Source organism: Vibrio sp. A8-1 (assembly GCF_013048685.1).
In the GTDB taxonomy this organism is placed as follows: domain Bacteria; phylum Pseudomonadota; class Gammaproteobacteria; order Enterobacterales; family Vibrionaceae; genus Vibrio; species Vibrio metschnikovii.
The window spans coordinates 48,462-58,346 of sequence record NZ_VHTC01000023.1 but is presented as its reverse complement, the minus strand read 5'-3'; the positions used below and the strand labels follow the sequence as shown (position 1 = coordinate 58,346).

The 9,885-nt window shown below is 46.0% G+C and carries 7 protein-coding genes and 1 riboswitch; of the genes, 2 read left to right on the top strand and 5 right to left on the bottom strand.

Features of this window, described 5'->3' with window-relative positions:
* Positions 1–115: 115 nt before the first annotated feature.
* The gene (locus FKN93_RS12715; protein WP_170905234.1) at positions 116–793 is read left to right on the top strand and encodes a transporter substrate-binding domain-containing protein; all 678 of its coding nucleotides are present in this window, start codon (positions 116–118) and stop codon (positions 791–793) included.
* Between the two features lie 132 nt (positions 794–925).
* The gene (locus tag FKN93_RS12710; RefSeq protein WP_072670847.1) at positions 926–1,663 is read left to right on the top strand and encodes a transporter substrate-binding domain-containing protein; all 738 of its coding nucleotides are present in this window, start codon (positions 926–928) and stop codon (positions 1,661–1,663) included.
* Positions 1,664–1,757: 94 nt separating this feature from the next.
* On the opposite strand, the gene FKN93_RS12705 is transcribed toward FKN93_RS12710, so the two are convergent.
* From FKN93_RS12705 to putA, 5 genes are all read right to left on the bottom strand, one after another.
* Positions 1,758–2,945, bottom strand: a complete 1,188-nt coding sequence (locus tag FKN93_RS12705; protein ID WP_170905233.1) for a DEAD/DEAH box helicase — start codon at positions 2,943–2,945, stop codon at positions 1,758–1,760.
* 185 nt (positions 2,946–3,130) lie between these two features.
* A complete protein-coding gene (ribB, locus tag FKN93_RS12700) occupies positions 3,131–3,787 on the bottom strand; it encodes a 3,4-dihydroxy-2-butanone-4-phosphate synthase (protein ID WP_154170827.1) in 657 nt (218 codons plus the stop codon).
* 106 nt (positions 3,788–3,893) lie between these two features.
* Positions 3,894–4,034, bottom strand: a riboswitch (FMN riboswitch).
* A 168-nt stretch (positions 4,035–4,202) separates the two neighbouring features.
* Positions 4,203–5,693, bottom strand: a complete 1,491-nt coding sequence (gene putP / locus FKN93_RS12695; RefSeq protein WP_158137168.1) for a sodium/proline symporter PutP — start codon at positions 5,691–5,693, stop codon at positions 4,203–4,205.
* A gap of 70 nt (positions 5,694–5,763) precedes the next feature.
* On the bottom strand, positions 5,764–6,462 hold the full coding sequence (locus tag FKN93_RS12690) for a 1-pyrroline-5-carboxylate dehydrogenase (RefSeq protein ID WP_170905232.1): 699 nt from the start codon (positions 6,460–6,462) through the stop codon (positions 5,764–5,766).
* 23 nt (positions 6,463–6,485) lie between these two features.
* Positions 6,486–9,605, bottom strand: coding sequence for a bifunctional proline dehydrogenase/L-glutamate gamma-semialdehyde dehydrogenase PutA (putA, locus tag FKN93_RS12685; protein WP_170905231.1), 3,120 nt, complete (start codon positions 9,603–9,605; stop codon positions 6,486–6,488).
* Positions 9,606–9,885 lie beyond the last annotated feature (280 nt).

Sequence of the window (9,885 nt, the reverse complement as noted above, 5' to 3'; positions counted from 1 at the left end):
ACTTCAGCAGGTCTCTGCTTATAAATGGCTGCGTGAAATCGTCGAACATCACATGTTGAAAGTTGATTATCAGGCGCCAGTATTTTTAGCGTAAACCGTCGTCAATAGCTCGTGGGTGAATAGTTACAATTTTATTACTGAAATCTATCCGCCCTTTAATTATGAAGAACAAGGGAGATTAACGGGAATCGCTATTGATGTGCTTGAATCAGCCTCAGAAGCCGTCAATGACCCTGTCAAACGCGAAAGCGTACAACTTCAACCATGGGCGAGAGGTTACGCTGCGGCGTTAGAAACGCCAAATACAGTTCTATTTTCCATGACACGTACTGAAGCTCGAGACAACCTCTTTAAATGGGCGGGGCCGATTGTCGAAAGTCGAGTCGTGCTCTGGGCACCAAAAGCCAAAGGCATCAAAATTTCCACACCGAGCGATCTCAATAATTATCGCGTGGGTGTGGTGAGAGAAGATATCGGTGAGCAACTGCTGCGTAATCTCGCGGTCAATCCTAATGCGTTAAGACCTTCAGCATCACCGGAAATGGTCGCAAGGCAATTGGATGCTAATCGCATCGATCTGTGGGCTTATGGCGATAATGTCGGTGTATTTATTATGCGTGAACAAAATATCGATCCCAGTCTGTACGAAATCGTCTACGTACTACATGAATCGCAAACCTATTTCGCGTTCCATAACAGTACTAACGATCAATATGTTGAAAAACTGCAGAACGGAATTAATCTCATCAAAGAGAGCGGTAAGCTCGATGAAATCATTGCCGGTTACCGTTAATACTATCAATCCGCACTTCATCACTTGAAGAGAATACTTCTTCAATCTCTTCAAGTGATCACCTTTGATACAAAGTGGCGTTTTCCCTACTCAAACGACACCAGTGTTTTATTAGGATAATGAGGTCTTCGTATGAAAGTCACATCACTTTGTTTAACCGTATTACTTACTTTTCTGAGCTGGACAAGCTGGGCGAAAACTCTCACAGCAGCGCAAGATCCATGGCCACCGTTTGTTACCTCAGAGGCTCCTCATGGACTTTCTATTGAATTAGTCAGCGCCGCACTAGAAACGCAAGGCTATCAACTAGAGTTTCAAATTATGCCTTGGGCAAGGGCACTGGCAGAGGTTCAAGCAGGCAATATTGATTTGCTACCAGCAACGTGGTTTACCGAACAGCGAACCAGCGTTCTGGCTTATAGCGATCATTATCTCTACAACCAAATAAAGTTTATTACCTTACCCACGAATGCCTTTGAATATAGCGGTCTTGATAGTCTCGCAGGTAAACGCGTAGGTACGGTTCGAGGTTATGGATATGGCGACGATTTTTTAAATTCAACGCTATTTAATCGCTCAGAAGCCAATGATTTAATTTCTAATTTACGCCGTTTAGAAGCAGGCCGGATCGACGTCACTTTAGAAGATGAATTAGTCGCTCGCTCTTTAATGAGTGACAATGGTTTGGATGCCAATAACTATCGATTTACCACGAGTGGTTTATCCGCTAACTCACTTCATGTTACCTCTGGGCTAGCCAATCCCAATGCTCTCGAGTACATCGAAGCTTTTAATCGAGGGTTAGCACAAATCAAAGCCAATGGTACTTTTAACGAAATACTGCTTAAGTATGGGATCGCTCTCGATTAATCAGTCTATGGACCTGCGTCTAAGGCATTAAAAAAACAGAGATCGGATATGAGTAAAATGCGGCTGGTAGAAATAATCCACCAGCCGCATTTTTTTATTGAGTGCGTTTGTGCTTCGGCACGTAATTAAGAATTGATATTGGCACTGGATGTTTAGGCTCAAATCCTGCGATTTCTCGCCGTTCAATCAAATGCCCTAAACGGCTCTCTATCATGCATAAGTTTTTGAAGTTGTCTTTCGATACCAAAGAGATCGCTTCGCCTTGTGCCTCAGCTCGACCAGTCCGTCCGATACGATGGACATATTCATCGGCGGGAAACGGCAGATCATAATTGACCACTCGAGATAATTCATCGATATCGATACCACGCGCTGCGACACCGGTCGCAATCAAATATTTGATCTTTCCGGCTTTAAAATCTGCTAACAGTTGCTCGCGTACTGCTTGGCTACGACCGCTATGAAACGCTTCAGCGGCAATGCCTCTTTTTTCTAATTGCGCAGCCAATTTGGCAGCGCCGTGTTTGGTCTCGATAAAGATCAGCGCTTGGTCCCATTGATATTCATGGATTAAATGACTCAACAATGCTGACTTTTGATCTTTATCGACCGTAATAAGCCACTGGGTAATGTTGGACTTCGAGGCTTGGTTCGCTGCAATGCTGATCTCATGAGCTTCACCCACCGCAGTTTTAGCCAGCTCACGAACCTTATTCGATAAAGTCGCGGAAAAGAGTAAAAATTGCGCTTCCGTTGGCAAACGTTGAATGATTTTGTTAATCGCTTCAATAAAGCCCATATCGAGCATGCGATCCGCTTCATCCAGCACAACCACTTCAATTTCATCAAAATGTACCGCTCGTTGAGCGTACATATCAAGCAGTCGTCCGGGGGTGGCAACCAACACATCCACACCGTCAATCAGTTGCTGTTTTTGTGCCTGCTCATCAACGCCGCCATACATCGCTAAACTGGTTAACGCCGTATATTGAGCATACTGTTTGACATTATCCGCAACTTGGATGGCAAGCTCACGAGTCGGCACTAAAATCAGCGCGCGAATACGTTTTTTGCGCTGAGTTTGTCCTTGCATCAATCTATCTAAAATCGGTAGCACAAAGCCGGCCGTTTTACCGGTCCCAGTTTGCGCGGCAGCAATCAGATCTTGGCCTTTTAAAATAACCGGGATCGCTTGCGTTTGAATAGTGGTCGGAGTTTGATAACCAAGCTCAGCGACTGATTTGATCAGTGCTTCGTTTAGTCCAAGTTGTGTAAATGACATAGCAGACTCTAAATAAAATGGCGTAGAGCAAAAACGCTCGACAATATCGCTCATTCTAACATGAAGAATGCGGTGCTGTTGATCTTTCGAGATTAGTGATTTCGAAGCCGTTCAACAGCACCTCGGTATGAACGCTTTACTTTCTTCATACCTCATTTATAAGTCAGACATGATGTCGCATGTAATCACGCCAATTTTTGCTGCGCTATCAAACGGTACTGGACGATGTCTTCGATGGTCAGTACGGGCATATTGTGTAAAAGGCCAAAGGCAACAATCTCTGGCGTTTTAGCCATCGTACCGTCCGGATTGGTTACCTCACATAACACACCAGCGGGCAATAACCCTGCCATTTGCATTAAATCTACCGTACCTTCAGTATGACCACGTCGTGTCATAACACCGCCTTTACGGGCACGTAGCGGAAAGACATGACCTGGGCGGGCTAAATCGTCGGGTTTCGCTTGCGGATTAATCGCGGTTTTAATCGTGGTCACACGATCTTGAGCGGATACTCCAGTGGTCACACCATGACGAGCTTCTATCGATACCGTAAACGCGGTTTGGTTTTTGCTGTCGTTGACGGGCACCATCGGTGGCAGTTCGAGTTTATTGGCCTGCTCATCGGTTAAACATAGGCAGACAATCCCGCTGCATTCGCGGATCATCAACGCCATTTGTTGGTCGGTCAACTTTTCTGCAGAATAGATAATATCGCCTTCATTTTCACGATCTTCATCATCAAGCAATAAAACACCACGTCCTTCACGTAAAGCGTGTAACGCGTTTTCTACTCGAGTGATTGCATCGCCAAATTCGGCAAGTAGTGACAACTGATTCATGGTTTACTCCTAATAATGACCAGAATCAGGGCAGTTTTATGAGGCAAAACGAAAGGCACCATAATGGCAAGCTGAGTAAATCCTCGCTAGACACTATTGGCGTATTTGTCATTCTCTCTCATCCGGACTATAACCGTCGGCTCTGGCTTCTCACCAGATCTGCTGACCTCGACGAATCGAGCGCTCGTGGGCTGGCCCTAATGGACATACCACCGGTGGGGAATTTCGCCCCGCCCTGAGAATTTTAATGTAATGAGTTAAGGTCAAGCTAAAGGCCTCCTTTAACTTGACGCCTATTATGGTAATACTTCACGCCTCGTTTGCAAAGCCACAAGCGGCCAGATTTGAGACATGCAGACACAATAAAAAAGCCCCATGATCGACATGAGGCTTGATAGAATTTACCTGTACCACATTAATCTAATTCAACTAAATTCTTTTGAAAGGTTTTGTGCTGCGCTTTAACCGCATCTTCTGGTTCACCAGTTAGCAAACTAACAGCCACAATCGCTAGGGTTGAAAAGAGTATCCCTGGAACGATTTCGTACACATCAAACCAACCGCCAGTCAGCTGTTTCCAAACCACAATTGTCACACCACCAACGATGATCCCCGCTAAAGCGCCATTACGATTCATACGCGACCAGTACAGACTGAGCACTAATGCAGGACCAAAAGCAGCACCAAAACCCGCCCAGGCATAAGAGACTAAGCCAAGCACTGAGCTATCCGGTGTCATGGCCAACACTAACGCGACGATTGATATCAGCACAACGGAAAAACGTCCTACTTTAACGATCTCTTCTGAAGTCGCCTCTTGTTTGAAAACTTGCTTATAAAAATCTTCCGCTAGGGCAGACGAAGAGACCAACAGCTGTGAATCTGCTGTACTCATGATGGCCGCTAAAATCGCCGCCAAGAGAATACCAGCGATGACTGGATGAAACACAGCGTTAACCAGCAGCATAAATATCCGCTCACCATCATCAAGCTGAATCGAGCCATTTTGCGTAACGTAAACTAGGCCAACTAAGCCCACTAACATGGCTCCAAACATTGACAACGCCGTCCACAGCACCGCAATCCAACGGGCAGTAGTTAGATCTTTATTCGAACGCGCCGCCTTAAAACGCGCCAAAATATGCGGTTGTCCAAAATAGCCAAAGCCCCAAGCGACGAGAGAAAGAATGGCAATACTAGAAAGAGGCTTGCCTTGAATATCATCCCATAGAGTCAATAATTGCGGGTTAATCGCGCTCAAATCTGAACTTAATTGACTAAAACCACCATTCATTGCGGTGATCGGGACAATCAGCAACGCGGCAGCCATCAATAAACCTTGCACCAAATCGGTCCAAGATACAGCCAGAAAACCACCAAATAAGGTATAGGACACCACACAAATCGTGCCAATGATCACCGCGGTGGTGTAGTCAATCCCAAAGACGGTTTCAAATAATTTACCACCCGCGACTAAACCTGAACTGGTATAGAAAAGAAAAAATAACAAAATGAAGAAAGCCGAAATGGTTTGAATCAGTTTCGATTTATCATTAAAACGCCGCGATAAAAACTCAGGTAAAGTCAGAGCATCGGTGGTAATACTGTAAGTACGCAACCGCTTTGCGGTAATTAACCAGTTAGCCCATGTACCGATGAGTAAGCCACCCGCAAGCCAAAAGGCTTCAATCCCTGCCGCATAAGCGTAGCCGGGTAAACCTAACAGTAACCAACCACTCATATCCGATGCTCCCGCTGACAACGCAGCAGGCCATGGCCCAAGGGAACGGCCCCCTAGGAAGTAGTCTGATGAGTTTTTGGTTCGCTGGTAAGCAAACACACCGATCGCCAACATCAAAATCAGATAGATAATGAAGGTGGTCGTAATAGCAAAGCTATTGTCCATTGATATTTCCTCTATTTACTAAGATCGCTTTCCCTCCTGCTCATTAATTTAATGAGCAGGAGGGTCAGGATTAATGGGTTTCGTTGCCTAGCTCTAAGAGCGTCGCGTTACCACCCACTGCTGTTATATTTATAGTGCGCGTACGTTCGGTAATAAAACGTAGCGATAAGTGCGGATCGTGTGCCACGGGAAGGGTGGTGAGATCGGTTTCTGAAACAAGATTAATAATTGCGCCGGAACGCTGGGCAAGTTGTCGATTAAGACTGTGCTCAAGCGATACATTACCCACATAACCAACACTGCGGATGTCTGACTCGATTAATGCCTGATACGCGTCCAAGGCACTAAACTGCAGTAAATTAACCGGTAACGATGACTGCTGGTTAGCCGCCGTTAACGCGGCAACAAGCTCGCGATCATCACTGCAGATAATCACACTATTGCCCGCCACCAACGCACAGCATAACTGAGCCACCAATGCTTGCTTAGCCGTTACACTGGTGTCATTTTGGATAAGTAGAGCAACCCCTCGCCCTGCGGTATACAGTTCATTGGTTTCACCCGTAGGACCAATCAATGAGTGTGAACGCGCCAATAATGCACTGGCCTGCTCAAGGTGAAAAGACACCACATCGGCTAATCCCGGCATACTTTCTTTTAAAGATGATTTCAATGACAGTAAGCACTCACATTTAAAATCAAAATCGGTTAAGTTCCAGTTTTCCCAAGCCGAGCAGGCGTCGGTGAAACGGGTGACTTGATGTACCATAAACTACTCCTTCGCTGGTTAGATTAACCGTATTGCACTTGGGTAAAACGATATAAATAATGCGGCCCACCCGCTTTCGGTCCGGTGCCAGATAACCCTTGACCACCAAATGGCTGCACTCCAACCACTGCACCAACCTGATCGCGATTGATATAGCAGTTACCGACTCGCGCATGTTTCTCTATCCAACGGTAAGTGGTTTCGTTACGGCTATGAATCCCCATCGTCAAGCCGTAACCAGTAGCATTGATCTGCTGAACTACCTGAGCCAGCTCGTTGGCTTGGTAGCGAACAATATGCAAAATAGGTCCAAACTGCTCCTCACTTAAACAATCAATTCCTGAGATTTCAAACGCCGTTGGTGCTACGAAATCGCCATATTGACAATCATCAGCTAACGTTAATTGCGCAATTTTTCTCTGAGTCTGGCTCATGTGAGCAATGTGTTTCTCTAAACCTTGCTTTGCCTTCGCATCAATCACTGGGCCGACATCGGTACTGTGCAAATAAGGCATCCCGACCGACAGCTCCTGCATCGCACCTTGGATCAAACTAATCACACGATCAGCGATATCTTGCTGCACAAACAATACCCGCAGTGCTGAGCAGCGTTGACCCGCCGAAGCAAAGGCAGAACGTAACACATCGCGCACCACTTGCTCGGGCAGAGCCGTGCTATCGACGATCATCGCATTTTGCCCTCCCGTCTCAGCAATCAAGGGCACAGGCGTCGACTCTCGCTCAGCCAGTGTTTGATTAATCCGCTGAGCGGTAGCCGTCGATCCCGTAAACACCACACCAGCAATCGCAGGGTGTGAAGTCAATGCATGGCCTATCTCCGAGCCGCGACCAGGTAAAAATTGAATTGCATAGTCAGGGAAGCCCGCTTCAAGCATCAGTTCAACGGCACGCGCAGCGATCAAGCTGGTCTGCTCGGCGGGTTTAGCCACCACTGTATTACCAGCGACTAAAGCTGCCGTAATTTGTCCAAGGAAAATCGCTAATGGGAAATTCCACGGGCTAATACACACAAATACGCCTCGTCCTTGACGTGAAACTTGACGTGTTATGCCATCAAAACTGCTGATGGTGAACGGAGCCAACCCTTCGACTTGATTCGCGTAATAACGACAAAAATCCACGGCTTCACGAACTTCATCTATTGCATCATGAATCGTTTTTCCGGCTTCCTGATGACAAAGCGCACAAAACTCAGCCAAATGCGATTCCAGCAAATCGGCTAATTTCAGAAGTTTTTCAGCACGTTGCTGATCAGGAGTCTGCTGCCATTTTGAAAATCCAGCCTGAGCAATCGCAATGGCTTCGGAAACATGATCATGGGTTGCATGATAAACTTGCCCAACGTCAACACGGCGATCATAGGGAGCCGTGACTGCAACCGGAGAAATGCGTTCCTTGATCATGCTTTCGATCTGTGACTGACCATTGAGTATCGGTCCTGCTTGCCATTGTTGACTCAAATAACCATGCACTTGATCTTCGAATGGTTGCGCTTCACTTTGAATATCAATATTGATCCCATCTGAGTTTTTGCGTTCAGGGAAAATCTTCGGCGGCAGAGGAATGTTAGTGTTGTGTAACGTCTCAAACGCCAATAACGCATCAACCGGATGCTGAGTTAAGCTCTCAACCGGACAGCGCGCATCGACTAAACGATGGACAAAAGAGCTATTCGCACCATTTTCTAATAAACGGCGGACTAAATAAGGCAACAGATCCTTATGGCTACCAACGGGGGCGTAAATACGTACCGATTGCTGGTAAGCTTTCATGGCATGATGATATAAGCCATCACCCATCCCGTGTAAACGCTGAAACTCAAATTCTTTATGGCTTGCCATGACCGCAATCGCCGATACAGTGTGCGCGTTATGAGTCGCAAATTGAGGAAAAAGATGTCCGCGAACCCCATCACTCAGTAAAAAACGAGCACAGGCTAAATAGGACACATCGGTCGCTTCTTTGCGGGTAAAGACGGGGTAGCGTTGATAGCCTCGTTGCTGTGACCATTTAATCTCACTATCCCAATAAGCGCCCTTAACGAGACGTACGGGGATACAACAACTGTATTGCTTTGCCAGCGCAGTCAACCACACTAAAGTCGGTAACGCCCGCTTAGAGTACGCCTGTACGACTAAGCCAAACTTTCCCCAACCTTGAATTTGTTCACTGCAATACAATTTTTCAAATAGTTGTAACGACAGCTCTAGGCGATCCGCTTCTTCGGCGTCAATGGTGATCGCCACATCCAATTCCATCGCTCGTTCTAATAATTGCAGCAAAGTCTGGTACAGCTCATCCATGACACGGGCTTGATTGGCCACTTCATAGCGCGGGTGCAACGCCGATAACTTAATCGAGACCGAGGGCGCAGGGCTAGTATCCAAACCATATTGGTCACGACCAACCGCCTCAATCGCCATTAAATAATCTTTTAAATATTTATTCGCATCACTAGTGGTTAACGCCGCTTCACCCAACATATCAAACGAATAGGTGTAACCTTTATCACGCATTATCCGGCCATTTTTTTGCGCTTCGCTGATCGTGCGACCCAATACAAACTGATGACCCATGATTTTCATCGCTTGATGCATCGCCTTACGAATGACTGGCTCAGAAAGTTTATTGACCAAACGGTTTAAGGCTTGAGTCGGACTTTGCGCTTGGTTGTCACCCAAGCCAATGACTTTACCAGTCAGCATCAATCCCCAAGTCGAAGCATTGACAAACACAGAATCCGAATTTTTCAGGTGTGATTTCCAATCGGCGACCGATAATCGATCTTTAATAAACGCATCCGCTGTTGGTGCATCAGGGATACGCATCAGAGCTTCTGCAAGACACATCAATAAAATACCCTCTTGAGTGTCCAAGCTGTACTCTAAAAGCAGTGCGTCGATCATCTGCACCGATTTCTTGTCTTGGCGAATCGCTGCGATCAATTGTGTCGTTTTGGTCGCAATCAACACTTTTTCTTCATCGCTAGGCGTTGCCAAAGGCAGTAATTGCGTTAGCCATTGAGATTCGTCCACCATATAAAGTGGCGAGATCTGTGCCCAAAGCGTACTAAGCGGTTGCTCAATAAACTTGGGGTTCAACACATCTATTGCTGTAAACATGCGTTTTCCTCAATCTCCTATCCGAGGGATGTGACTCGGATTTCAGTCAATGGCAAGCAGTGTATTTTGAGCGCAAGCACAATACTTGTCAAAAACTCCGGAGTTTTTGTGAAAATCTCGTCTTTTTAACAAAACAAAAACAAAATCACAGCAATTAAGGTCATAAGAAAAAGCAAAACCACTGATAATTTTTCAAAAAAACAACGTCACTATGCCGTCAAGAGCACAGCCGTCGATGCCAAGAAAAACAATCACCATACAATATCAGATGGACAACACA